The sequence below is a fragment of the Chenggangzhangella methanolivorans genome (assembly GCF_042648545.1).
GTDB classification, from domain to species: domain Bacteria; phylum Pseudomonadota; class Alphaproteobacteria; order Rhizobiales; family Methylopilaceae; genus Methylopila; species Methylopila methanolivorans.
In genome coordinates, this window is record NZ_JBHRXS010000016.1 from 158,612 (window position 1) to 181,489 (window position 22,878).

The following is a 22,878-nucleotide window of genomic DNA, read 5'->3' on the forward strand; positions in this document are numbered from 1 at the left end:
CGGCCGTCAGCGGGCGGCGGCTTCCATGCGCTTGGCCATCGTCTCGGACGTCTCGCTGAACGCCACGCGATCCGCGATCACGCCGTTCGAGTCCACGAGGAAGAGCGCCGCGGTGTGCTCCATCGTGTAGCCGCCGCCGGGAAAGTCTCGGCGCGTCGCCGCCGCCCCGAAGGCGCGCGTCGCCTGCGCGATCGCGCCGCGGTCTCCGGTCAGGCCGACGATCCGGCGGTCGAAGGGCTCGAGATAGGCCTTCACGGCGTCCGGCGTGTCGCGCGCCTCGTCGACGGCGACGAAATAGACGCGGTAGCCGGCGCCGAGGCGCGTCGCCGTTTCGAGCGCCGTGGTGACCTCGGCGAGCGCCGTCGGGCAGACGTCCGGGCAATGGGTGAAGCCGAACATGAGCGCGTAGGGCGCGCCGTCGAGTTCGATCGAGTCGAGCGTGGTTCCGTCCGTGCGGGCGAGCTCGAAGGCGCCCGGCGTGGTCATCGCCGCGCCGCCCGCAGGCGCGCCCTCGGCCTGCAGGACGAGCAGAGCGAGCGCCGCCGTCGCGACCGCCGCATAGAGCGCGAAGCGCAGCGCGGCCTTCGTCCGCATCACTTCATCCTCACGACCTTGGCGACGCTCGGCACGCCGGCGGCGTCGATCGCGAACAGCATCCAGTCGCCGGCGATCAGGGTTCCGCGATCGTCCGGCAGCTTGAGGGCGTAGGTCAATCCCTCGACGCTCGCGATCGGCAGCGCGAGCCTGCGCTGGTCGTTGTTGACCGTGTGGGTCACCGCCGAGAGCCGCACGATGGCGAAGGAGGCGACCGGACGGTCGGTCGTCACCGAGATCGTATCGCCGAGCGCGCCCTTGGACGGCGCCTTGGCGATCGCCGGCCGGGCGGCCTCCCTGCCGTCGGCGTCGAGCAGATAGGGCGGCGTCAGGATCTCGGCGTCGGCGTGGTTGGCCCAGCAGCCTTCGCCGCACAGGCCCCCGCCGCCGACCCACACGCGCCCGTCGCGCATCAGCGTCGCGACGCTGTGGTAGTTCCGGGGCACGCTCATCGGCGCGAGCCGCCGAAACTCGCCGGTCTCCGGGGTCCAGATCTCCGGGATCATCACCGAGCGCTCGTCGGAGAACGCCTTGGCGTAGGCCTGGCCGCCGACGATCAGCACCTGCCCCGTCGGCAGCGCGACGCCGTTTGCGAAGGAGCGCGGAAACGCCATGGGCCGCTGCTTCGTCACCTTGACCGGCTTCGAGGGCCCCTTCGAGAAGTCGATGAGATAAGCGCCTTCCTTGGCCTTGGCGTCGGTGTAGGCCGGAGCGCCGCCGACCTTCAGCAGCTTGCCGACGTCGAAATAGACGACGTTCCCGTTCTGCGAATAGGCGTCGTCGGCCCGCAGGCCGGCGCTCTTCATCGATCCGTCGCCGCCGGTCGTGAGCCAGAACATCTCGGCGCCGGGGCCGGCGTGGAACACCTTGCCGCCCGCGATCCCGAACAGCCACATCTGATTGTCGCCGTAGAACAGGCCGCGCGGGTCGGGCCCGGCCATCTTCTCCGCGACGATGTTGGGCAGCGTGCGCCAGCCGCCCTCGACCGACCAGACCTCGCCGATCTTGCCGCCGACGCCCCCGCTCCAGGAGCCGCCGACGGTGAGCACGTCGCCGTTCGACAGCACCGTGTCGCCCTGATAGCCGCGCGGCACGTTCATGGCCGCGCCTTGCGTCCACTTGTTGGTCGCCGGGTCGTAGATCGAGGTCTTGGCGCTCGACGAGCCGCCGTTCACGAGGATGCGGCCGTCCGGCAAGGTCGCGGTGCCGGGGCAGAACATGTCGTGGCCGGTGTTCGACACCAGCCGCTCGCTCGCCTTTCCGGTGTCGGGATCGTAGAGCGTCGTGAAGGTCTTGCCCTGGTCCTGGCTCGAATAGTTGAAGCGGTCATAGGCCGACCAGGCGAGGATCTTGCCGTTGCGCAGCGTCGCGGCGGCCACCGGGATGATCGGGAGGTCGATCTTGGCCGACCACTTCGAGGGCGCGGCCGGCGGCGACAGCGTCCAGTCCTGGCTGGGCGCAGAGGCGCAGGCCTGCTGGACCAGCGCGCCGCCCTCGTCGATCGAACTCCCGTCGACGTCGAGGCACTTGCCTGAATGGCTCGCCTTCAGCCGATGCCAGTCGCCGTCGGCGACCGTCGCCCAGATCTGCTTCGACTTCCCCGAACAGGTGGCCTGAACGACGCCCGCGCCGTTCTTTTTCGATCCGCCCGAGACCTCGAGGCAGAGGCCGCTCGCGCGGTTGACGATCGCGTAGCCGCCGGCGGCCGACTGGAGCGCCCACTGCTGAGCGGTCTGGTCGAGGCACGCGCCCTGCGCGACCGGGGCGTCGGCCGCGGCGCCCGCGACCCCCATGCACATGCCGCTGTTCCGGTTGACAGCGAGGCCGGTCGGGGCCTGAGCGTTCGCGGCGACAGGGCAGAACGCCGCCGCGAGGGCCGCGGCTCCGGCGAGCAGGATCTCGACGCGCATTTCGTCCTCGAAGGCGCTCTCTTACGGAGCCCCAGCCTGCGGCGGCCGTGTCGAAGACTTCGTTTATGAGGGCGGCGAAATCGTCGATTAAACTTAATCGAGCGGAAATTCGGCCAAGAGCCTCATGGCGCGGCCGCGGTCGCGGGCTTGGCGCTTTCGGGACCGTCCTCGATCCTGACCGGCGCTCGCTTGGGCTCCGGAGCCGCCGAAGGCGCGCTCGGCGGCGCGCTTTTCTTCGTCTTGGTCGCCTTTCCGAGGGCGTCGGCCACGAAGGCGAGCCCCACCAGCACCCCCGCCATGCCGAGCGCGTAGACGATCTGAACCGGGATCGACCGGCCGAACCAGTCGAACACGCCGTGGCTCATCGCGGCGAAGACCGTCGAGATCACGAACAGCGGCAGGCTGCGCCGCCCGATCAGGATCATGGCCCGCCCGAACCGCGTCGCGCCGAGCCCGCTTTCGCGGCGCACGAGCCAGCAGGCGATGAGCGCGAGCGACAGGAAGTGGACGAGCCGGATCGGCGAGGCGTTGGCCTTGTCGGCGACGTCGGTGAGGATCCGGAGCGGGCGCCAGTCCAGCAGGCCGAGCGTCGCCCACGGGGCGGCCGCGATGAAGCCCACGATCACGATGGTGACGGCGAGCGCGAGCGTCGCGGGCGCGGCGACGACGCGCTTCAGCCACGGCTCGTCGCGCGCGAGGCAGGCGCAGAACCCCGCTAGGAACACGGCCTGCCAGGCGAAGGGATTGAAGGTCCAGAGCCGCGTGTCGGGATAGGACGAAAGCGTCGCCCCGGTGAAGAAGGCGAACAGCCAGACGACGACCGCAAAGCCTGCATAGAGCTTCCAGTTTCCGCGGAACACGGGAAACAGCAGGCCGAGCAGCAGCGTCAGCAGGATGTAGAGCGGCAGGATGTCGAGCAGCGGCGGCAGATAGGCGAGCGTCGCAAGCTTCGTGATCACGGTCTCGGTCGCGATGAAGAACGGCCGGATGAAGAGATCCCGCTCCATCACGCTCGAGCCCGCATAGGTGCGGTAGGCCGAGGCCAGCGTCGCGATCACCACGAAGGCGGTGATGTGATGGATGTAGAGCGTGAAGGCGCGTGTCACGGCATAGGGCGCGGCCATGAAGGGGCGCCTCAGGAACTTCGACAGGAACATCCCGCACATGGCGAAGCCCGACAGGAACACGAAGAGCTCGGCGGAATCCGACAGGCCGTAATATTTCGTCGTGAACCAGCTCATGACGTTGTCGACGGAGTGGTTCCAGAAGATGAAGACGATGGCGAGCCCGCGCCAGAAGTCGATGCGCCAGTCGCGCGAGGGCGCGGTGGCGGTCACGCCCGAGGCGTATTCGCCCTCGCCGTCGTCGGCGCGCGTCTTGGAGGACGGGGCGTCGGTCATCGGTCCTCCTTGGTTCTGCCCGGGGCCTAAGCGGCCTCAGACCGCCGCCGAAGCCAAAGTTGCGCGCGATCGATAAAAGTCGAGCGGCTCTCAGCGCGCCTTAGACAAAGGCGCCGCGACATCCTCGAGCGATTTGCCCTCGGCGTCGACGCCGTAAAACAGCGCGGCCGTGCCCGCGACGATCATCAGGACGGCGGCGCCGACATATCCCCAGAAGATCGGCCAGGGCTGCCCGCCGCCGATCAGCACGCCGAAGAGATAGGGGGCCGCCACCCCGCCGACGCCGGTGCCGATGGCGTAGAAGGCGGCGATCGCGAGCGCGCGCACCTCGAGCGGAAACACTTCGCTCGCGGTGAGATAGGCCGAGCTCGCGGCGGCGGAGGCGAAGAAGAAGATGACGCACCACGCGATCGTCTCGGTGGTGGCGTCGAGCGCGCCGATCGCGAAGAAATATCCGGTGATCGCGAGCAGGACGCCCGAGACGAGGTAGGTCGAGAAGATCATCTTCCGTCGCCCGACCGTGTCGAACAGGGGACCGAGCACGATCGGCCCGATCACGTTGCCGATCGCGAAGGGGACGAGATAGAGCCCGACATGCTGCTCGGAGACGCCGTGGAACTTGGTGAGGATCAGGCCGTAGCTGAAGAAGATCGCGTTGTAGAGGAAGGCCTGCGCGATCATCAGCAGCAGCACGAGCGCCGAACGGCCGCGATAGTCGGTGAGCATCGAAGCGAAGATCGGCCCTAGCCCGAAGGTCTTTTGCGGGTGGATCGCGATGCGTCCTGAAGCCGGCGGCAGCTTATCGCCGGTCTCGGCCTCGACCCTGCGCTCGATCTCGGCCGTCACGCGCTCGCCCTCCTCCACCCGGTCGTGGCAGGCGAGCCATCGGGGGCTTTCGGGCACGAAGCGACGGGTGAACAGGATCAGCAGCCCGAGCCCCGCGCCAATCGCGAAGCCGATGCGCCAGCCGAGATCGAGCGCGAACCAGGACGGATCGAGCAGGATCACCGAGGCGAACGAGCCGACCGCGGCCCCGGCCCAGAAGCTGCCGTTGACGATGAGCGCCACGCGGCCGCGCAGCCGCGCCGGCACGAGCTCGTCGATCGCCGAGTTGATGGCCGCGTATTCGCCGCCGATGCCGATCCCGGTGATCACCCGGAACAGAGCGAGGCTCCAGAAATCCCAGGCGAAGGCCGACAGCGCGACGCCGGCGACGTAAATCGCGAGCGTGGTGAAGAAGATGAGCTTCCGGCCGTAGCGGTCAGTCAGCCAGCCGAAGCCGAGCGCCCCCAGAACGGCCCCGACGAGATAGGCCGAGGCGAGCGCCCCGATGTCGGCGGGGCTGAGGCCGAGCGAGCCCGGATCCTGCAGCCGCGGCCCGAGCGCGCCGACGATCGTCACCTCGAGCCCGTCGAGCGCCCAGGTGACGCCGAGCGCGATCACGACGAGCCAATGGAAGCGCGACCACGGCAGCCGGTCCATCCGCGCCGGAATGTCGATCTCGACCGTGCGCTGCGGTGTGGGCGATGCGTTCAATGCGTCCCTCGATCCGGCGGGCCGACCATCTCGGCCGACGGCCCGCCTCCTTCCTTTTAGGTCGGAGCGCCGCCGGGTCGAGGACCGGACGCGCGCCCAAGCGATCCTTCGACAACCTTCGGACCGGGTCTCGTCGTCCGGTCGCGCGGGGTGTATCGTCCGCCGATGCGACCGACGCGGGAGACGTCGACGCAAGGGGGCCTGGTAAGCACATGAAGCGCCTCGTTCGAACGCTTGCGGGCGCGCTGGCGCTCATGGCCATCCATGCGCTCAGCCCGACCGGCGCATCCCCGGCGGCCGCGCAGCCGGCGCCCTCCGGCGACAGCTTCCAGGGCATCCTGACGACCGTCTGGGGCGACCCGCACCGCAACTCGGGAGCGGCCGGCGCGATCGCGTTCTCGCTGGTCTATCCGGACGGAACCCGGGTCCCGCTCGACATCGGGCCGGGCCTGCAGAACGAGGCGATCCGGCTCACCGGCAAGCGGGTGACGGTTCGCGGCGGGGCAAGCGGCGCGCCCGGGTCCCAGCGCATCGGCGCGACCGGCCTCGACGTCTCGGGGATCGAACCTCAGGCCGAGGCGATCGGCGAGCGCAAGGTCCTGTTCATCCTTCTGAAGTTCAAGGGCGACCCGCAGACCTCCCATCCGGTCAAGTACTTCACGAAGCTGACCAACCCGCTGAAGCCCTCCAAGGGCGTGCCGGCGACCATCAACGGCTTCTTCGACAAGGCGTCGTACGGCAAGCTGAAGTGGTCAGGAAAGATCGCGGGCGGCAAGTGGTATACCCTGCCGAAGGCGCGGACCGATTATGCGGATTGCGGCGCGAGTTCCGCCTGTTTCGCTTCCCATCTCAACGAACTCGGCGACGACGCGCTCGCGCTCGTGCGCAACGACGTCGACGTCAACGACTTCGACAACATCAACTTCGTCTTCAACAACGACCTCGACTGCTGCGCCTGGGGCGGCGGCTACAGCAACGGCGCGCGGTTCTGGGGCGCGACCTGGGAGCCGCCGTGGGGCCAGGAGGCCAGCACCTACGTCCACGAGATGGGCCACAGCCTCGGCCTGCCCCATTCCGGCTGGCGCTACTTCGCCTATGACAGCGGGCATGACGAGATGAGCGCCGGCAGCCGCGCCGCCACGATCCAGTGCGGCTCCTACGACTCGGTCAATTTCGGCGGCCCGAACACGCCGATCTTCTGCAACGAGCCGGGCGGCGGGTACATCATGGCCCACCAGGACCATCTCGGCTGGATCCCTGCAGCGCGAAAGGCGGTCGTCAGCGCCAAGGGAACGAAGACGTTCTCGATCGAGGCCAATGCGCTTCCGCTTGGCGGCAAGCTCAAGCTGGTGGTGGTGTGCCTTGCGGGCGAGCCGTGCGCGTCGAGCCAGTCCAACGGGCGGTTCCTCACCATCGAGGTGAAGACCCGGACCGCCAAGTTCGACGGCGGCGTGCCGAGCGAAGGCGTGGTGATCCACAACGTCCAGATGGACCGCGCGCCGGTGTCCGGGGCTTGCTACTTCAACGACCAGAGCGGCTGGGCGATGCCCTATGACGCGGTTCCGGGGGACTGGAACGCCTCGTCATGCAGCGGCGAGGGCCTCGTGAACCTCGCTTATGCGCCGGGCAAGACGTTCAACGACGCGGCGCTTGGCGTGAAGGTCGAAGTGCTGAGCCGGAAGGGCGACGTCTACAAGGTGCGCGTCACCAAATCGAAGTGACGCGCGCTCCCTGAGACAGAAAACGCCCGATCGTCCGGTCGGGCGTTTTTCGTTTCCGAAACCGGATCGCGCGCCGCTCAGCGCGCCGCGGTCTTCTCCGCGAGACGCTTCTCCCAGGCCAGCGCGTGCGCCACGATCGTGTCGAGGTCGGCGTGGTCGGGCGTCCAGCCCAGCACGCTGCGGGCCTTGGCGGGATTGGCGACGAGCGAGGCGGGGTCGCCGGCGCGCCGCGCCGCGGCCTCGACCGGGAAATCGATCCCGGAGACCCGCTTCACCGACTGGATGACCTCCTTCACCGAGGCCCCGGTCCCATAGCCGCAGTTTGCGACCAGGCTCTCGCCGCCCTTGGCGAGATGATCGAGCGCCAGGACGTGGGCCTTGGCGAGGTCGCTGACATGGATGTAGTCGCGCACGCAGGTTCCGTCGCGCGTCGGATAGTCCTCGCCGAACATCTGCAGCTTGTCGCGCTGCCCGACGGCGGCCTGCGACGCGACCTTGATGAGATGGGTGGCGCGCGCGCTCGACTGGCCGGCGCGGCCCTTGGGATCGGCGCCTGCGACGTTGAAATAGCGCAGCGCCGCGAAGCCGAGCCCATAGGCGGCCGAGGCGTCGGCGAGCATCCGCTCGGTCATGAGCTTCGAGGCGCCGTAGGGCGACACCGGATCGAGCGGCGCGCTCTCCGAGAGCGGCTCGGCCGAGGCCTCGCCGTAGACGGCCGCCGTCGACGAGAACACGAAGCGCTTCACGCCGCCTGCGACCGCCGCCGCGATGAGCGCGCGCGAGCGCACGGTGTTGTTGAGGTAATAGCCGAGCGGGTCGGTCACCGAGTCCGGCACCACGATAGAGCCTGCGAAATGCACGATCGCCTCGACGCCGTTCTCCGCGAGGATGCGGCCGACGAGCGCCTCGTCGCCGACGCAGCCCTCGTAGAACGGAACGCCCTCGGGCACGGCGGAGCGCATGCCCGTCGACAGGTCGTCGAGCACCACGACCGGGCGTCCGGCGTCGACGAGCGCGAGCACCATGTGCGAGCCGATGTAGCCGGCGCCTCCGGTGACCAATACGCTCATCTACGACCTCTCGTCGGGGCGAAGGGCGGGATGCGCCTCCTAAGCGCCGATCATTGGGCCGCGGGCGCGGCCGTCAAGCCCGTCAGATGATCGGACGGGGAACGAATTCCTCTTCGAAGTGCTGCGCGAAGCGGCTGAGCCCGCGCAGATTGCGCACCACGAGGCGCCCGCCCGAAATCGAGAACAGGCCGTCGGCCCTCAGGCGCGCCAGCGTCTTGTTGGTGTGCACGAGCGAGAGCCCGAGAGCGTCGGCGATGTGCTGCTGGGTGAGCGGCAGCTCGAACGAGCCGTCGACCACGAGACCGAGCGGCTCCGCGCGCTTGTAGAGCGAGCAGATGAGAGCCACGATCCGTTCGGCGGCCCCGCGGCGCCCGACATTGAGCAGATTTTCGTCGACGATCGCTTCCGAACGCGCGCCGAGCCACGTCACCTCATAGGCGACTTCCGGCACCCGCTCGAAGAGCCGCGCGAGCCTGCGGCGGGGAATGACGCACAGCTGGATGTCGGTCAGAGCGATCGCGCCATAGACCGACTTGCCGAACATCGTGCCCTGCAGGCCGAGAAGATCGCCCGGCAGCGAGAAGCTCAGGATCTGGCGCCGGCCGTCGCTCAGCTCCTTGTAGCGAAACGCCCATCCCGAAAACAGCGTGTAGAGTTCGGAGTCCGCCTGCTCGGGATGGATGAACTCGACGCCGGCCTCGACGGTCATGTGCTCGCTCTTGAGCGAGTCGATCAGCGCGACTTCCTCGTCGGACTTCTGGATGAAGGCCGGCTGGCGCCGGAGGACGCACTGGGTGCAGCGGACGTGCATTTCAGTCTCGCGATCCGGAAACGTGGGCCAGAGGCCTTCGGCGACATTTCCGACAGTTTGCTGCGCCCCGCTATGTCAAACCACATAGGTCGACCGCCCGATAGGCGATAAATCCCAATCCATGGACAGCGATCCGACCAAGCCGGCCGTGGCGGCCGACCGTGAGCAGACAGAGGCCGCGGCCGTGCGGCACCTGTTCCGGAACCAGATCCAGGCCATGACCAGCCTCGTCGGCCTGTTCGGCCGCAAGCTGCCCCCCGGCGAAGGACGCGATGCCTTCATGGACCTGCGCGCCCGCTTCGAGGCCGCGACCTTCGGTCCGGCCGACGACGCCCTTCCGGACCAGGACGGCCGCTTCGAGATCGACCTCGCCGAAGTGGCGCGCCGCGTCGCCGGCCATCTCGACCCGAATTTCCGGCACAGGCTCGCGATCGCCGGCTCGCTGATCTTGGCGGACCCCAAGCGGGCCTCGGCGCTCGCCCAGATCCTCGCCGAACTGGTCGTCGATCTCTTCCGCAACGGCTTCGCGGACGGGCGGACCGGCGCGGCCGAAATCGTGATCTCGGGCGCGGCCGACGGCTCTCTCATGATGCGCGCGGTCCAGACGGCGCCGGCCGACGCTTCCCCGCGCCGCGACCGGTCGGATCTCGGCGCTGCCATCGCCGACAGCCTCGCGCGCAGTCTCGGCGGATCGATCGCGCGGGCCGCCGACGGACCGTTGTCGAGCGAGGTCACGATCCCCGCGGAACGCGCCAGCCGTTGACTTCCTCGCCCGAGACTTGCTCATTGCACGCCGAGCGCCATCTTGCGCCGGACCTTCGCCCGACAGCGCGCGATCGCCCTTTCTGAGTTCAGACCGCCGGACACCGTCTTCATGGCTCTCGCCGACACGATCGCACCGCATCTTCCCTTCCTGCGCCGCTACGCCCGCGCGCTCACCGGCCGACAGGACAGCGGCGACGCCTATGTGGCGGCGGTGCTGAAGGCGCTGATCGCAGATCCCACGATCTTCCCGACCGACGCCGACCCCCGCGTCGGGCTCTACGGCATCTTCTCACGCATCTGGTCCTCGGTCGCGCTCAACGTCGAGACCGGCCTCGAAGCCGCGCAGTCGGAGCGCACCATCGAGGCGCTGACGCCGCGCTCGCGGCAGGTCTTCCTGCTGGTCTCGGTCGAAGGCTTCACCCCGGCCGAGGCCGGCCGCATCCTCGGCCTGTCCGAGAGCGAGGTGACGCAGGCGATCGACGACGCGGGCCGCGAGATCGCCGAGCAGGTCGCGACCGACGTCCTCATCATCGAGGACGAGCCGATCATCGCGATGGATCTCGCCAAGCTCGTCGAGGGTCTCGGCCACCGCGTGGTCGGCACGGCGCGCACCCATGCCGAAGCCGTGGCGCTCGCCGAGAAGCACCGGCCCGGCCTCGTGCTCGCCGACATCCAGCTCGCCGACGGCTCCTCGGGGCTCGAGGCCGTGCAGGAGATGCTGCCGAACCTCGAGGTTCCGGTGATCTTCATCACCGCCTATCCCGAGCGCCTGCTCTCGGGCGAGCGGCCCGAGCCTGTGTTCCTGGTGACCAAGCCGTTCCAGACGTCGACCGTGAAGGCGATCGTCAGCCAGGCGCTGTTCTTCGGGGCGAGGGCCAGGGCCGGGGACGTCCGCGCCCGCGGCTGACCCGGCGTTCGCCTAAGGCGGCGCGACCACGCGTTCAGCCCGCGCGCATCCGTACAAACACGTATCCGTCGACTCCGCTGCAACTTTTGGCGCAGAGCGACGTTGTCGGGATCGAAGCTCCATGAGGAGCGGCGAGCGGACCAACCGCTCGTACACGATGTCGATGACGGGTTTGTGCATGTCGAAAGCCGCCGCTGCTCTGAGCGCCTCCCCGCGCGTCGTTAAGCTGTCCACCGGCCTCAAGGACGCGGACCGCAAGCTCGTCGCGGAGATGCTGAGTGATGTGACGGTGCAGACCTACCGGACGCTGCTGCGTTCGCAGGTGGTGCACTGGAACGTCGTGGGTCCGCTGTTCCAGCCGATCCATGAACTGACCGAGCAGCATTATTCCGAACTCTTCGCCGCGATCGACACGCTGGCCGAGCGCATCCGCGCGCTGGGCTATCCGGTGCCGACCGGCAAGGCTGCGGCGGGCCTCGACAAGGCCTTGTCTATCGGCGGGCGCATGAGCGCGCTTGCGATGGTCGAGGAGCTGATCGAGGACCACGAGGCCCTGACGAGGCTGATCCGCGAAGCCGCGGGCGAGGCCGAGGAGCTCGAGGATTTCGTCACGCATGACCTTCTGACCGAACGCCTCGCCTTCCACGAGAAGGCGGTGTGGATGCTGAAGGCGATCGCGGCCGACTGACGTCGGCCGGGGGCATTTTCAAACAAGGAGCGGAAAATGGCGTATGTCGGCCACAGTCCCGTTCGTGAGTTCCAGTCTCTTCGCAACGCGTCCGCCGCGGCGACGTCGTACGGACCCACTTTCGTGAAGTCCGCGCTTCTCGCGCTCGCAGCCGCGGTCGCCATCCTAGCGCTGTCGGAAGGCGGCGGATCGGCGACCGAAACGAGCGTGGCCAAGGCCGATCGCATCGCGGCGCCTCGGGCCGCCGCGACGAGCGCCGCGGGCGTCACCGTCGACGCCCAGGCCCGCACCACCACGATCGAGCGGGGCGCGACCGCGCCGCTCAGCCCGGACTCGCCGTTCCTCGGCGGGCGATGACGTCAAACGAATGTCGCAAAACTTCTTCCTGCGACGATCTGTCCTTTACGGTTTGGACGCCCAATAACGTTAGCGGTGCGTCAACCGGCGCGCGCGATGTTTAAGAGCGCGATCTTCGTCGGGCGAACTGGTGTGAATTGAATGGGGTCGCGGCTCGTCGACGGGCGACGATGCCGTGGAAAAGGGTTCTGAATGACGCAGCGTAAGGGCGACGCCTCCCAGCTCGACACGGATGTGCAGGCGCATATCGGCCGCCAATTGCGCGCCGGTTACGTCGACATTCTGAACCAGCCGGTTCCGGACAGGTTTCTCGAGCTCCTCGCCGAGCTTGACCGCCGGCAGGATCCCGGCGACCGCGACGAGGACGTTCGGCAGAACCGCTCACGATGACAGCCGCCCCGCAGTCGCCGCGGGACGAGTTGCTCGTCCATATTCCAAGCCTGCGCGCCTTCGCCGTCTCGCTGTCCGGTCAGATCGACCGGGCCGACGATCTCGTGCAGGAGACGCTCGTCAAAGCCTGGCGCAACCTCGGAAGCTTCACCGAGGGCACGAACATGCGCGCCTGGCTCTTCACGATCCTGCGCAACGTCTACATCTCCGACATCCGCCGGCGCCGCCGCGAGGTGCAGGACACCGACGGCGTGTTCGCCGAGGGGGTCGCCGTGGCCCCCGCGCAGAACGGCCATATGGATCTCGCGGACTTCCGCAACGCGCTGACCGAGCTTCCCGAGGAGCAGCGCGAGGCGCTGATCCTCATCGGCGCGGCGGAGTTCTCGTATGAAGAGGCCGCCGAGATCGCCGGCTGCGCCGTCGGCACGGTGAAGAGCCGCGTGAACCGCGCGCGGAACGCGCTCGCCAAGCGCCTCAACCTCGACGTCGGCGAGATCGGCCTCGATCCGGAGCTCCGCGCGGCGCTCGGGGGAATGCCCGCGAGGTCCGGGAGCGGCTGAGGCCGCCCCGGAGCCGCCATGGCCTTCTCCGCCTTCAAGACGCTCCGCGGTCGCATCGCGCTGCTGCTGGTGGCCGCCAATCTTCCGGTGATGGCGCTCGCGGTCGCGATCGGCGTCAACCAGTCGAAGATGTCGGATCTCGCCGACCGCGACCGTCTCGTCCAGGCCGCTTCGCTGGTCGCCGCGCGCGCGATGAACGTCGGCGACGCCACGATCGCCGGGGCCGCGCGCGATTCCGTGTTCCGCGACCGCAGCTCGCGGTCGGAGATCGCGGCCGCGATCGTGCGTCCGGACGGCGCGGTGCTGGCGCAGGACGTCGAGGTCGCGCCCTTTGGCGAAAAGTGGCTGCCGCAGGACGGGCTTCCCACCACCTCGATCAACCGCGACGGACGCATCCTGAAGGCGCGCGGCGCCGACGGCCGCGCCTATCGCTACGCGGTGGCGCCGGTGAAGTCCGGCGACGCGCTCGCGATCGTGGCCTCGCCCTTCGATCTCCTCGCCCGTTCGAAGACCCAGTGGCTGCTGCTCGCCCTCGCTTTGCCGGCCCTGATGATCCTGCTCTGCGTCGGCCTCGTGCTGTTCGGCATCGAGCGGTTCGTGCTGCGCTGGATCCGCGCGTTGCGGGCTGCGGCCGCGGCGTCCGACGGCGGGGCGCTGCAGCCCTCGACGGGGGCGCTGAAAGGCGCGCCGGACGAGTTGATGGAGCTCGGCGACGCGCTCGGCGCGATGTCCTCGCGCGTCGAGGAGCGCTCGCGCGCGCTGACCTCGGCGGTCGAGGAGCGCGACAAGCTGCTGCGCGAGCTGCATCACCGCGTGAAGAACAATTTCCAGATGATCGCGAGCCTGCTGGCGCTCCAGCGGCAGGAGGCGCCCGAGACGCTGAGCGCGATCTTGCGCCCGCCCGAGGACCGCGTGCGCGCCATGGCCGCGGCCTACAAGGTCTCCTATTCGTCCGGGGAGATCGGCCATGTCGACGTCGCGGCGCTCGTGCGCGACGTCGCGAGCCAGGCGCGGCAGGCCGGCGGATCTCGCCATTTCGAGGTTTCGGCCCAGTTCGGAAAGGACGCCGGCGAGATCGATCTCGACCGCGCGGTTTCGCTCGCGCTGCTCGTGATGGAGCTGCTGACCGCCGCCGCCAGCGCCACCCAAGCCGCGACCGTCGTCGGCGCGAAAGGCGAGAACGGCAAGCTCCCGCTGGTGATCTCCGGGCCGTCCGCGGGGTGGCTTCCCGAAACCGGCCTCTCGCAGCGGCTGATCCGCGCCTATGCCGATCAGCTCGGGACTTCGGTCGACGAGCTCGAGGACGGCTCGGTGCGCATCTTCGCGCCGCTCGCCTCCGACAAGCCGACGATCGGCATGAACCCGCGCGGCGCGAAAGTCGGGTAAGCCCGCCGTCGACGCCACGGGCGCGCAGCATCCCGCTTGCCGCTGGGCGCCTGGCCGCATTACATCCGCGGCCATGGCTCCTCCCCCTCTGCTGCTCCTCAAAGACATCCGCCTGACCTTCGGCGGCCGCCCGCTGCTCGACGGGGCCGAGATCTCGGTCTCGCCCGGCGAACGGCTGGGGCTCGTCGGCCGCAACGGCTCGGGCAAGTCGACGCTGCTCAAGATCGCCGCCGGCGCGATCGAGCCGGACGACGGCACGCGCTTCCTGCAGCCGGGCTCGACCATCCGCTACCTCGCGCAGGAGCCAGACTTCTCGGGCTTCTCGACCGCGCTTTCCTATGTCGAGGCGGGGCTCGCGCCCGGCGACGACTCCCATCGCGGCGTCTATCTGCTCGACTCGCTCGGCGTGGCGGCGGACCGCGACCCCACGAAGCTTTCGGGCGGCGAGGCCCGCCGCGTCGCGCTCGCCCGCACGCTCGCGCCCGAGCCCGACGTGCTGCTGCTCGACGAGCCCACCAACCATCTCGACCTCCCCGCCATCGAATGGCTGGAGGAGGAGCTGCGCGCGTCTCGCTCGGCGCTGGTGCTGATCAGCCACGACCGGCGCTTCCTCGAGACGCTGACGCGGGCGACGCTGTGGCTCGACCGCGGCCGCACGCGAAAGCTCGGCCAGGGCTTCGCCGCCTTCGAGGCCTGGCGCGACGACACGCTCGCGCAGGAGGAGGTCGAGCGGCACAAGCTCGACCGCCGCATCGAGATGGAGAAGGACTGGCTGCGCTACGGCGTCACCGGCCGGCGCAAGCGCAACATGGGCCGCATGCGCCGCCTCGACGACATGCGCGAGGAGCGCCGCACCGCCGTCAAGGCGACGGGGACAGTGACGCTCACCACCACCGAGGCCCAGAGCTCCGGCGCGCTGGTGGTCGAGGCGATCTCGGTCTCGAAGGCCTATGGCGACCGGCCGATCGTCAAGGAGTTCTCGACCCGCATCGCCCGCGGCAACCGCATCGGGCTCGTCGGCGCCAACGGCGCCGGCAAGACGACGCTGATCAACCTGCTGACCGGCGCGCTTGAGCCCGACCAGGGCAAGGTCAAGATCGGCGCGAGCGTCGAGATCGCGTCGATCGACCAGCGCCGCGCGAGCCTCGACCCGAACATGAGCCTCAAGGACGCGCTGACGGGCGGCGGCGGCGACACGGTGGACGTGGGCGGCGGCACGAAGCACGTCGTGAGCTACATGAAGGACTTTCTGTTCGGCCCCGAGCAGGCCGGCTCGCCCGTCCATGCGCTGTCGGGCGGCGAGCGCGGCCGCCTGCTGCTGGCGCGCGCGTTGGCGAAGCCCGCCAACCTCCTGGTGCTCGACGAGCCCACCAACGATCTCGACCTCGAGACGCTCGACCTCCTTCAGGAGATGATCGCCGACCATCCCGGCACCGTAATCCTCGTCAGCCATGATCGCGACTTCCTCGACCGCACCGTGGAGGCGGTGATCGTCTCGGAGGGCGAGGGACGCTGGGTGGAGTACGCCGGCGGCTATTCGGACATGGTCTCCCAGCGCGGCCGGGGGGTCGACGCCAAGCAGGCGGCGAGCGCGGCCGCGAAAAAGGAGCGCGACGACGCGCCGAAGCAGGCCGCGGCCCCGCAGGCGAAGAAAAAGCTGTCGTTCAAGGATCAGCACGCGCTCGACACGCTGCCCGGCGTGATCGCGAAGCTGGAGACGGAAATCGCGAAACTCGAAAAGACGCTCGCGGACCCCGCGCTCTATTCGCGCGACCCGAAGGCGTTCGAGACCGCGACCGCGACGCTCGGGGCCAAGGCCAAGGAGCGATCCGAGGCCGAGGACCGCTGGCTGGAGCTCGAAATGATGCGCGAGGAGCTCGCCGGATGAGGCGGGACGCCCGCCCTTCCCCTCTCGCGCTTGCGGGAGAGAGTAAGGGAGAGGGTCAGTCCTTGACCCTGCCTGCTCTCGACGCCCCCTCATCCTCACCTTCTCCCGCAAGCGGGAGAAGGGCGCATCGACGTCGCGCCACTTCAGGCTGAGACATCGCCCTGCCCGCCCCCCTTCCCATCCACGACCCCGACGATCCGCGCATCGCGCCTTACCGCGCCGTCCGCGAGCGCGACGTCGTGGGGCGCGGCGAGCGTTTCGTCGGCGAAGGCGAGGTTGTGCTGCGCCTGCTGCTCGCGCCGGACTGCCGGCATGAGGTCGAGAGCGTGTTGGTGTCCGAGCGGCGCATCGAGGGGCTTGGCGACCTGCTGGCGCCGCTTCCGCCCGAAACGCCGCTCTATGTCGCCGACCAGGCGGTGATGGACGCCGTCGTCGGCTTCCACATCCACCGCGGCGTGCTGGCGATCGGCCGCCGCGCGCCGGCGCTGGGCGCCGCGGAGCTTCTGGCGAGCCTGCCCGAACGCGCGCTGGTCGTGGCGCTTGTCGGCGTCTCGAACCACGACAATGTCGGCGCGATCTTCCGCAACGCGGCCGCCTTCGGGGCCGACGCCGTGCTGCTCGACGCATCGAGCTGCGATCCGCTCTACCGCAAGGCCATCCGCGTTTCGGTCGGCGCGAGCCTCATCACGCCCTTCGCCCGCGGCGGAACAGGCTCCGAAATGCTCGACGCGCTCGAGGCGGCGGGCTTCGAGACGCTGGCGCTCAGCCCTGCGGGCGCGGTGCGGCTCGGGGACGTGGAACGGGCTCCCCGCGCCGCGCTGATGCTCGGAGCCGAGGGTCCAGGGCTGCCCGAGAGCTTGATGGCGCGAGCCAAGACCGTGCGGATCGACATGGCGGCGGGCTTCGACAGCCTCAACGTCGCGACCACGGGCGCGGTCGCGCTCTATGCGCTGACGCGAGGGTGAGACGCCGCCGTCATACCGGGCCGAAGCCGGGCATGACGGAGAACTCGTCGGCTTAAATCAAGCCGGCTCAGCTTCTGCGGGCGCGCGACACCATCGTACGGAAGGAGCGCGACTCCGGATCGAGCACGGCCATGAACACGGTCGAGTTGCAGAGGTTCTTGCGCCGCACGATCGCGATCACGATGCCCCAGAGGCCGCCCGACGAGATCACCGGGCCGCCGCTGTCGCCGCGGCAGATCGAGCCGCCCGCGGCGCCGAGCGCCACCGCGGTCGGGCCCTTGGTGACGACCTCGGCCGAGACCCGCGCCATGCGCAGCTGCCCGCCCGAGGCCTCGTCGGCCGGCACCCGCAGGCCGGCGCCCGCCAGGATCGACTTCGCCTTGGCGGCCTCGACGGAGTTGCGCGACAGCGCGATCGGCTGGCGGTCCTTGGGGGCGGGCTCGGCGAGCCTGAGCACCGCAAGGTCGGCGCCCAGAAGCTCCGGGCTCGGGTTCTCGGCGGAGGCGCGGCCGGCGTAGTCGGGATGGAGCGCGCCGGAGGCCACCTGGATCGTGGCCGCGACCTTGTTCGACTTGTCGAAGAACTGCGCCACCACGAGGCTCGGGCCGCCGAGATCGGACAGGCAATGGCCGGCCGTCAGCACCAACTGGCGCTCGATCAGCACGCCGGTGCAGTTGCCGACCTGCGCCTTGTTGCGGCCCGACGGGGTGAGGCTCGTGATGAACACGGTCGCGCGGGTCAGTCGGTCGCCGGCGCGCGCGGGCGATCCCCCCGAAAGCGCCATGGCGGGGCTCGCGACGGTGACGACAAGGCTCAGAGCGGCGAGGAGCCGCCAGGCGGACAAACGCATACCGGAATCCCGTACGAGGCCGCGGCGACGCGCGGCGACCCATCCTGTTACGGCCACCTTGGCACGTCCCTCCGGCGCGGCGCGAACACGAATTGGCGCTCCGGCCATACGGGCGCCGTCCTGTGTCCGTCGCGCGACAACGAGCCGTCGTCAGGGACGACCGACCGCCGCGCGCATGGCGCGAAAGCCCTCATGGTCGGGATCGACGGGGGTGATCGCGATCCGCGTCCCGCAGCCGCCCTTGGGCTTCAGAACGGCCGAGACCACGCCCCAGAGCGCCGGTGATCCGTCCGCCGCGACCGCGACCGCAGGTCCCCCGCTGTCGCCGCCGCACACCGTCTTCGAGGCGGTCGCGAACACCACATGGGCGCCCGATCCCGTCGAGGCGCGCACGGACGAAAGCGTCGCGCTCTTCATCACGCCGGACCGGCCGCCCGGCGCCGTCGCCCCCGCGCCCGAGATCGCGCCGCCGATGCTCCGCCCGAGAACGAGCGGACGCACGGCCGCGACCGGCTCGGCGAGACGGATCAGCGCCATGTCCGCGGCGATTTCGCGCTGGCGCGTCTCCGGGTCGCCGTCCTTGTCCTTCCAGCCGGGGACATGGCCCGGAAAGCGCGCGATCGCCCGGGCGAGCAGCGGCTTCGGAACGGGCTTGCCGTCACGATAGGCGAAGACCGCGACGCGGGCCGGACCCGCGGCTCCGTCGAGGCAGTGCCCGGAGGTCAGCACGAGGTCGGGCGCGATGAAGGCGCCGCTGCATTCAGCGACCCTGGCGCGGCCGTCGGCGGTAGGCTCGACCGCCTGCACCGAAACCGTCGAGGACACGGGCGAGCCCTCGGTTTGCGCGGCGGCGGGCGCGGAAATCAGCACCGCGAGAGCGAGGGCGGCGAGCGGGCGCAAAACGTCGCGCATCTGCAACAGAGAGCCTCCGGTAACGCTGTCTTAACCTTGACGAGCGATGAACGAGCCTAGCCCTGCGGGATCGGGTCGCAGTTTCAACACATTGACGCGCCAAAGGCGCGGACGCTCCGAGCCTCAAGGTCGATCGACGCGGCGGCCACGGTCCCTGAAGGACCGCGGCGCCCGGGTCGCGGCGCTTGCGGCCCCCGGCCGCGAGGACTGGAGACGACGAAGACGATGCCGACCCCCGACATGTCGCTGTGGGGCCTGTTCCTCCAGGCCGCTCTGATCGTCAAGCTTGTTATGCTCGGCCTGCTCGCCGCGTCCGTGTGGTGCTGGGCGATCGTGATCGACAAGCAGCTGCTGTTCTCGCGCAACAAGCGCAACATGGATAAGTTCGAGACCATCTTCTGGTCCGGCCAGAGCCTCGAGGACCTCTACCGCTCGCTGCTGAACCGTCCGAACTCCGGCATGGCGGCCCTGTTCGTGGCCGCGATGCGCGAATGGAAGCGCTCCTACGAGAGCGGCTCGCGCTCGGTCGCCGGCCTTCAGCAGCGCATCGACAAGGTTCTGGACGTCACCATCGCCCGCGAGGTCGAGCGGCTGGAGTCGAAGCTTCTCGTGCTCGCGACCGTCGGTTCGGCCGGCCCGTTCATCGGCCTCTTCGGCACGGTGTGGGGCATCATGACCTCGTTCCAGTCGATCGCGGCCTCGAAGAACACCTCGCTCGCGGTCGTGGCGCCCGGCATCGCGGAGGCGCTGTTCGCCACCGCCATCGGCCTGATCGCCGCCATTCCGGCGGTCATTTTCTACAACAAGTTCTCCAACCAGGTGACGCGCCAGGCGTCGCGGATGGAAGGCTTCGCCGACGAGTTCTCGGCGATCCTGTCCCGCCAGATCGACGAGCGGGGCTGATCCCATGGGCATGAGCGGAGGCGGAGGATCGGCAGGCGCCCACGGCGCGCGGCGGCGACGCCGCAGCCAGGTCATGGCCGAGATCAACATGACGCCGATGGTCGACGTCATGCTGGTGCTGCTCATCATCTTCATGGTGTCGGCGCCGCTGCTGACCGTCGGCGTGCCGGTCGACCTGCCGCAGACCTCGGCCAATCCTCTCAACGAAGAGAAGGAGCCGCTGACGATCTCGGTGAACACCCAGGGCGAAGTCTTCCTGCAGGAGACTCCCGTCACGGTCGAAGAGCTCGCGCCGCGCCTCATTGCAATCACGAATTCCGGCTACGACGAGCGCATCTACGTCCGGGGCGACCGCAACGTGAACTACGGCCAGGTGATGAAGGTGATGGGCACGCTCTCCGGAGCGGGCTTCAAGCGCGTCGCGCTCGTCACCGAGCTGGAGCAGGGGAGCTGACGCCGTGAAGGTGCGTCCCGGGCTCATCTTCTCCTCGACCGCTCACGCCGCGCTGCTCGCCTATGCGATCGTCGGCCTGAGCAGCGCGAAGCCGTTCGAGACCGGGCCGACAGAGGCGCTTCCGATCGAGATCCTGACCCCGCAGGAATTCGACGCCATGACCAAGGGCTCGAAGACCTCGACGAAGATCGACGCGCCGAAGCAGAAGGCCGAGACGGTCGAGGCCGCCGAGAGCGAGCCGGCGTCCGACGACCTCAAGATCGCCAAGGAAGACGTCAAGGCCCCGCCGCCTCCGCCGCAGCCCGAGGCGAGCGACGCGCCGCCGGTTCCCGATCCCGCCAAGGTCGCTGCCGAGAAAGCCGCCGAAAAGGCCAAGGCTGCGGAAGCCGAGAAGGCCGAAAAGGCGGAGAAGGCTGAAAAGGCCGCCAAGGCCGCGCAGGAGAAGGCCGTGGCCGAGAAGGCCGCCGCGGCCAAGGCCGCGCAGGAAAAGGCCGCCGCCGCCGAGAAGGCCGAGAAGCTCGCCCAGGCCGAGGCCGCGGAGCTGCGCGCCAAGGAAAAGGCCGAGGCCGAAAAGGCCGCGCAGGAAAAGGTCGCGGCCGAGAAGGCCGCCAAGGAGAAGGCCGAGGCGCAGGCCAAGGCCGACGCCGAGAAGGCGGCGAAGGAAAAGGCCGAGAAGCTCGCCAAGGCGGAGGCCGAAAAGGCCGCCAAGGCGAAGGCGGACGCCGAAAAACAGGCCAAGGCCGAGAAGGAGGCCAAGGAGAAGGCCGCCGCCGCCAAGGCCGCCGAGCGCAAGTTCGACCCGACCAAGATCGCGAGCTTGCTGGGCGACAAGCCGTCGTCGAGCGAGAGCGCCATGAAGGACGTCCGCGACCCGAGCCGCAAGGCGTCCTCGGCGCGCGAGGCCGCGCCCGAGACGACCGCCGGCACCAGCCGCGGCACGGCGACCAAGCTCTCGATGTCGGCCCGCACCGGCATCGACAACGCCGTGCGCGAGCAGGTCATGCAGTGCTGGAACCCGCCGGTCGGCGCCTCCAACGACGGAAGCCTTGCGGTCAAGGTCTCGTTCACGCTCAACTCCGACGGCACGCTCGCCGACGGGCCGACCGTCACCAACTCCTCGTCGAACCCCGCCTTCCGGGCGGCCGCAGGCGCCGCCACCCGCGCGGTGCAGCGCTGCGCGCCGCTCAAGCTGCCGGCCGAGGCCTACGACTACTGGCGGCAGGTCACCATCAACTTCGATCCGCGGGACATGATGGGCGGATGAGCCGGCTGGTTCGCGCCGTCATGCTCTCGCCGTCATGCCCGGCGATGCCGGAACTTCACGACGCAGAAGCCGCGGAGGCCCGCATGCGCGGGCCGGGCGGCTTCGGCGCTCAGTCCCTTCTAGCGCCGTCCCGCGCCGACACCGGAACCGCTCGATGACGACCCTCGCCGACCGCATGTTCAAGACCGCCGCGTGGATCGCCGCCCTCGCGGCGCTGGCCGCGGCCTTCGCGATGGTCGCGGCCCCGGCGCGCGCCCAGGTGTCGATCGACATCAACCAGGGCAACGTCCAGCCGCTGCCGATCGCGATCCCGGACTTCCTGGCCAACGGCTCGGACCCGCAGCTCGCGCGCGACATCGCCGGCGTCATCGCCGCCGACCTGAAGCGCTCTGGGCTCTTCGCGCCGATCGACCACAAGGCCTTCATCGAGAAGATCTCGTCCTTCGACGCGCCCCCGCGCTTCGGCGACTGGCGCATCATCAACGCGCAAGCGCTGGTGACCGGCCAGGTGGTCCGCCAGGGCGACGGCCGCGTCTCGACCCAGTTCCGGCTGTGGGACGTGTTCGCGGGCAACCAGCTCGAGGGCCAGCAGTTCCTCACCGACAAGAACTGGCGGCGCGTGGCGCATCTCATCGCCGACATGATCTACGAGCGCCTGACCGGCGAGAAGGGCTACTTCGACACCCGCGTGGTCTACGTCTCCGAGACCGGTCCGAAGGACAAGCGCGTGAAGCGCCTCGCCATCATGGACCAGGACGGCTTCAACAACCGCTTCATCACGGCCGGCGGCGAGCTGGTGCTGACCCCGCGCTTCAGCCCGACCAGCCAGGAAATCACCTACATGTCGTTCGGCAACGCGGACCCGCGGGTCTACCTGCTGAACCTCGAGACCGGCCAGCGCGAGCAGGTCGGCAATTTCCCCGGCATGACGTTCGCGCCGCGCTTCTCGCCCGACGGCCAGAAGGTCGCGATGAGCCTCGAGCAGGGCGGCAACTCGTCGATCTACGCGATGGACCTGCGCTCGCGCGCCACCACCAAGCTCACCGACTCCGGCGCGATCGACACTTCGCCGTCCTACTCGCCGGACGGGAACCAGATCGTGTTCGAGAGCGACCGCGGCGGCAACCAGCAGATCTACGTGATGTCGGCCGGCGGCGGCGGCGCGCAGCGCATCTCCTTCGGCCAGGGCCGCTACTCGACCCCGGTGTGGAGCCCGCGCGGCGACCTCATCGCCTTCACCAAGCAGTCCGGCGGCAAGTTCGCGATCGGCGTGATGCGTCCCGACGGATCGGGCGAGCGCGTCCTTACCGAGGGCTTCCACAACGAAGGCCCGACCTGGGCCCCGAACGGCCGCGTGCTGATGTTCTTCCGCGACCAGGGCGCGGGCCCGAAGATCTTCTCGATCGACGTCACCGGCCGCAACGAGCAGGCGATCCCGACGCAAGGATTCGCCTCCGACCCGGCCTGGTCGCCCCCGCTGAACTGAGCCCCGAACGCGTCATCCCGGACGGCCCATAAGGGCCGATCCGGGATCGTCTTCCGAGTTG

General features: G+C 69.4%; 22 protein-coding genes. 14 read left to right on the plus strand and 8 right to left on the minus strand.

Annotated elements, in window-relative coordinates:
- Positions 1–6 precede the first annotated feature (6 nt).
- The 4 genes from ACFOWB_RS22725 to ACFOWB_RS22740 form a co-directional block, all read right to left on the minus strand.
- Entirely contained in the window at positions 7–594 is a 588-nt protein-coding gene (locus tag ACFOWB_RS22725; protein ID WP_261404609.1) for an SCO family protein, read from the minus strand.
- Positions 594–2,504 carry an RICIN domain-containing protein gene (locus tag ACFOWB_RS22730; RefSeq protein WP_378149559.1) on the minus strand — a complete coding sequence of 637 codons (1,911 nt, stop codon included), beginning with the start codon at positions 2,502–2,504 and terminating at the stop codon, positions 594–596. Before ACFOWB_RS22730 ends, ACFOWB_RS22725 begins: the two co-directional genes overlap by 1 nt.
- 122 nt (positions 2,505–2,626) lie before the next feature.
- Positions 2,627–3,904, minus strand: a complete 1,278-nt coding sequence (locus tag ACFOWB_RS22735; RefSeq protein WP_378149561.1) for an OpgC family protein — start codon at positions 3,902–3,904, stop codon at positions 2,627–2,629.
- A gap of 90 nt (positions 3,905–3,994) precedes the next feature.
- The gene (locus ACFOWB_RS22740; protein WP_378149838.1) at positions 3,995–5,386 is read right to left on the minus strand and encodes an MFS transporter; all 1,392 of its coding nucleotides are present in this window, start codon (positions 5,384–5,386) and stop codon (positions 3,995–3,997) included.
- A gap of 266 nt (positions 5,387–5,652) precedes the next feature.
- Here ACFOWB_RS22740 and ACFOWB_RS22745 point away from each other — a divergent pair, with 266 nt between their 5' ends.
- Entirely contained in the window at positions 5,653–7,161 is a 1,509-nt protein-coding gene (locus ACFOWB_RS22745; RefSeq protein WP_261404613.1) for a hypothetical protein, read from the plus strand.
- Positions 7,162–7,238: 77 nt separating this feature from the next.
- Here the strand turns inward: ACFOWB_RS22745 and galE are convergent, their stop codons facing one another.
- Both galE and ACFOWB_RS22755 read right to left on the minus strand, forming a co-directional pair.
- Positions 7,239–8,231: a UDP-glucose 4-epimerase GalE gene (gene galE / locus ACFOWB_RS22750; protein WP_261404614.1), complete on the minus strand. Its 993-nt coding sequence runs from the start codon at positions 8,229–8,231 to the stop codon at positions 7,239–7,241.
- An 82-nt stretch (positions 8,232–8,313) separates the two neighbouring features.
- A complete protein-coding gene (locus ACFOWB_RS22755; protein WP_261404615.1) occupies positions 8,314–9,042 on the minus strand; it encodes a Crp/Fnr family transcriptional regulator in 729 nt (242 codons plus the stop codon).
- Between the two features lie 121 nt (positions 9,043–9,163).
- Between ACFOWB_RS22755 and ACFOWB_RS22760 the strand changes: the two genes are divergently transcribed.
- The 9 genes from ACFOWB_RS22760 (at position 9,164) to ACFOWB_RS22800 (ending at position 16,948) form a co-directional block, all read left to right on the plus strand.
- Positions 9,164–9,805: a hypothetical protein gene (locus tag ACFOWB_RS22760; protein ID WP_261404616.1), complete on the plus strand. Its 642-nt coding sequence runs from the start codon at positions 9,164–9,166 to the stop codon at positions 9,803–9,805.
- Between the two features lie 111 nt (positions 9,806–9,916).
- A complete protein-coding gene (locus ACFOWB_RS22765; protein WP_261404617.1) occupies positions 9,917–10,714 on the plus strand; it encodes a response regulator in 798 nt (265 codons plus the stop codon).
- 121 nt (positions 10,715–10,835) lie between these two features.
- Complete coding sequence (locus tag ACFOWB_RS22770; protein WP_378149565.1) at positions 10,836–11,402, plus strand: Dps family protein; 567 nt, start codon at positions 10,836–10,838, stop codon at positions 11,400–11,402.
- Positions 11,403–11,525: 123 nt separating this feature from the next.
- Positions 11,526–11,759, plus strand: a complete 234-nt coding sequence (locus ACFOWB_RS22775; RefSeq protein WP_261404619.1) for a hypothetical protein — start codon at positions 11,526–11,528, stop codon at positions 11,757–11,759.
- Positions 11,760–11,951: 192 nt separating this feature from the next.
- On the plus strand, positions 11,952–12,149 hold the full coding sequence (locus ACFOWB_RS22780; protein ID WP_261404620.1) for a NepR family anti-sigma factor: 198 nt from the start codon (positions 11,952–11,954) through the stop codon (positions 12,147–12,149).
- The gene (locus ACFOWB_RS22785; protein ID WP_261404621.1) at positions 12,146–12,709 is read left to right on the plus strand and encodes a sigma-70 family RNA polymerase sigma factor; all 564 of its coding nucleotides are present in this window, start codon (positions 12,146–12,148) and stop codon (positions 12,707–12,709) included. The genes ACFOWB_RS22780 and ACFOWB_RS22785 overlap by 4 nt, the downstream gene beginning before the upstream one ends.
- A gap of 18 nt (positions 12,710–12,727) precedes the next feature.
- Positions 12,728–14,095: a sensor histidine kinase gene (locus ACFOWB_RS22790; protein WP_261404622.1), complete on the plus strand. Its 1,368-nt coding sequence runs from the start codon at positions 12,728–12,730 to the stop codon at positions 14,093–14,095.
- A gap of 73 nt (positions 14,096–14,168) precedes the next feature.
- Positions 14,169–15,983: an ABC-F family ATP-binding cassette domain-containing protein gene (locus ACFOWB_RS22795; RefSeq protein WP_378149568.1), complete on the plus strand. Its 1,815-nt coding sequence runs from the start codon at positions 14,169–14,171 to the stop codon at positions 15,981–15,983.
- A 161-nt stretch (positions 15,984–16,144) separates the two neighbouring features.
- Complete coding sequence (locus ACFOWB_RS22800; RefSeq protein ID WP_261405679.1) at positions 16,145–16,948, plus strand: TrmH family RNA methyltransferase; 804 nt, start codon at positions 16,145–16,147, stop codon at positions 16,946–16,948.
- A gap of 67 nt (positions 16,949–17,015) precedes the next feature.
- On the opposite strand, the gene ACFOWB_RS22805 is transcribed toward ACFOWB_RS22800, so the two are convergent.
- Positions 17,016–17,798 (minus strand): S1 family peptidase, encoded by a 783-nt coding sequence (locus ACFOWB_RS22805; protein ID WP_261404623.1) that lies wholly within the window; start codon positions 17,796–17,798, stop codon positions 17,016–17,018.
- Positions 17,799–17,948: 150 nt separating this feature from the next.
- Positions 17,949–18,710, minus strand: a complete 762-nt coding sequence (locus ACFOWB_RS22810) for a S1 family peptidase (RefSeq protein ID WP_261404624.1) — start codon at positions 18,708–18,710, stop codon at positions 17,949–17,951.
- A gap of 225 nt (positions 18,711–18,935) precedes the next feature.
- On the opposite strand from ACFOWB_RS22810, the gene tolQ reads away from it, so the two are divergent.
- The 4 genes from tolQ to tolB all read left to right on the plus strand — a co-directional run bounded on the left by tolQ (position 18,936) and on the right by tolB (position 22,817).
- Positions 18,936–19,613 (plus strand): protein TolQ, encoded by a 678-nt coding sequence (gene tolQ, locus ACFOWB_RS22815; protein ID WP_261404625.1) that lies wholly within the window; start codon positions 18,936–18,938, stop codon positions 19,611–19,613.
- Positions 19,614–19,617: 4 nt separating this feature from the next.
- Complete coding sequence (gene tolR / locus ACFOWB_RS22820; protein ID WP_378149571.1) at positions 19,618–20,067, plus strand: protein TolR; 450 nt, start codon at positions 19,618–19,620, stop codon at positions 20,065–20,067.
- Positions 20,068–20,071: 4 nt separating this feature from the next.
- Complete coding sequence (gene tolA / locus ACFOWB_RS22825; protein ID WP_378149574.1) at positions 20,072–21,331, plus strand: cell envelope integrity protein TolA; 1,260 nt, start codon at positions 20,072–20,074, stop codon at positions 21,329–21,331.
- A 232-nt stretch (positions 21,332–21,563) separates the two neighbouring features.
- Positions 21,564–22,817, plus strand: coding sequence for a Tol-Pal system beta propeller repeat protein TolB (tolB, locus tag ACFOWB_RS22830; protein ID WP_378149841.1), 1,254 nt, complete (start codon positions 21,564–21,566; stop codon positions 22,815–22,817).
- Positions 22,818–22,878 lie beyond the last annotated feature (61 nt).

What these genes read in the sequence shown, in the direction of transcription:
- ACFOWB_RS22725 (WP_261404609.1), bottom strand. Translation starts at nt 594, where the DNA reads ATGCGGACGAAGGCCGCGCTGCGCTTCGCGCTCTATGCGGCGGTCGCG.
- ACFOWB_RS22730 (WP_378149559.1), bottom strand. Translation starts at nt 2,504, where the DNA reads ATGCGCGTCGAGATCCTGCTCGCCGGAGCCGCGGCCCTCGCGGCGGCG.
- ACFOWB_RS22735 (WP_378149561.1), bottom strand. Translation starts at nt 3,904, where the DNA reads ATGACCGACGCCCCGTCCTCCAAGACGCGCGCCGACGACGGCGAGGGC.
- ACFOWB_RS22740 (WP_378149838.1), bottom strand. Translation starts at nt 5,386, where the DNA reads ATGGACCGGCTGCCGTGGTCGCGCTTCCATTGGCTCGTCGTGATCGCG.
- ACFOWB_RS22745 (WP_261404613.1), top strand. Translation starts at nt 5,653, where the DNA reads ATGAAGCGCCTCGTTCGAACGCTTGCGGGCGCGCTGGCGCTCATGGCC.
- galE (WP_261404614.1), bottom strand. Translation starts at nt 8,231, where the DNA reads ATGAGCGTATTGGTCACCGGAGGCGCCGGCTACATCGGCTCGCACATG.
- ACFOWB_RS22755 (WP_261404615.1), bottom strand. Translation starts at nt 9,042, where the DNA reads ATGCACGTCCGCTGCACCCAGTGCGTCCTCCGGCGCCAGCCGGCCTTC.
- ACFOWB_RS22760 (WP_261404616.1), top strand. Translation starts at nt 9,164, where the DNA reads ATGGACAGCGATCCGACCAAGCCGGCCGTGGCGGCCGACCGTGAGCAG.
- ACFOWB_RS22765 (WP_261404617.1), top strand. Translation starts at nt 9,917, where the DNA reads ATGGCTCTCGCCGACACGATCGCACCGCATCTTCCCTTCCTGCGCCGC.
- ACFOWB_RS22770 (WP_378149565.1), top strand. Translation starts at nt 10,836, where the DNA reads ATGAGGAGCGGCGAGCGGACCAACCGCTCGTACACGATGTCGATGACG.
- ACFOWB_RS22780 (WP_261404620.1), top strand. Translation starts at nt 11,952, where the DNA reads ATGACGCAGCGTAAGGGCGACGCCTCCCAGCTCGACACGGATGTGCAG.
- ACFOWB_RS22785 (WP_261404621.1), top strand. Translation starts at nt 12,146, where the DNA reads ATGACAGCCGCCCCGCAGTCGCCGCGGGACGAGTTGCTCGTCCATATT.
- ACFOWB_RS22790 (WP_261404622.1), top strand. Translation starts at nt 12,728, where the DNA reads ATGGCCTTCTCCGCCTTCAAGACGCTCCGCGGTCGCATCGCGCTGCTG.
- ACFOWB_RS22795 (WP_378149568.1), top strand. Translation starts at nt 14,169, where the DNA reads ATGGCTCCTCCCCCTCTGCTGCTCCTCAAAGACATCCGCCTGACCTTC.
- ACFOWB_RS22805 (WP_261404623.1), bottom strand. Translation starts at nt 17,798, where the DNA reads ATGCGTTTGTCCGCCTGGCGGCTCCTCGCCGCTCTGAGCCTTGTCGTC.
- ACFOWB_RS22810 (WP_261404624.1), bottom strand. Translation starts at nt 18,710, where the DNA reads ATGCGCGACGTTTTGCGCCCGCTCGCCGCCCTCGCTCTCGCGGTGCTG.
- tolQ (WP_261404625.1), top strand. Translation starts at nt 18,936, where the DNA reads ATGCCGACCCCCGACATGTCGCTGTGGGGCCTGTTCCTCCAGGCCGCT.
- tolR (WP_378149571.1), top strand. Translation starts at nt 19,618, where the DNA reads ATGGGCATGAGCGGAGGCGGAGGATCGGCAGGCGCCCACGGCGCGCGG.
- tolB (WP_378149841.1), top strand. Translation starts at nt 21,564, where the DNA reads ATGGTCGCGGCCCCGGCGCGCGCCCAGGTGTCGATCGACATCAACCAG.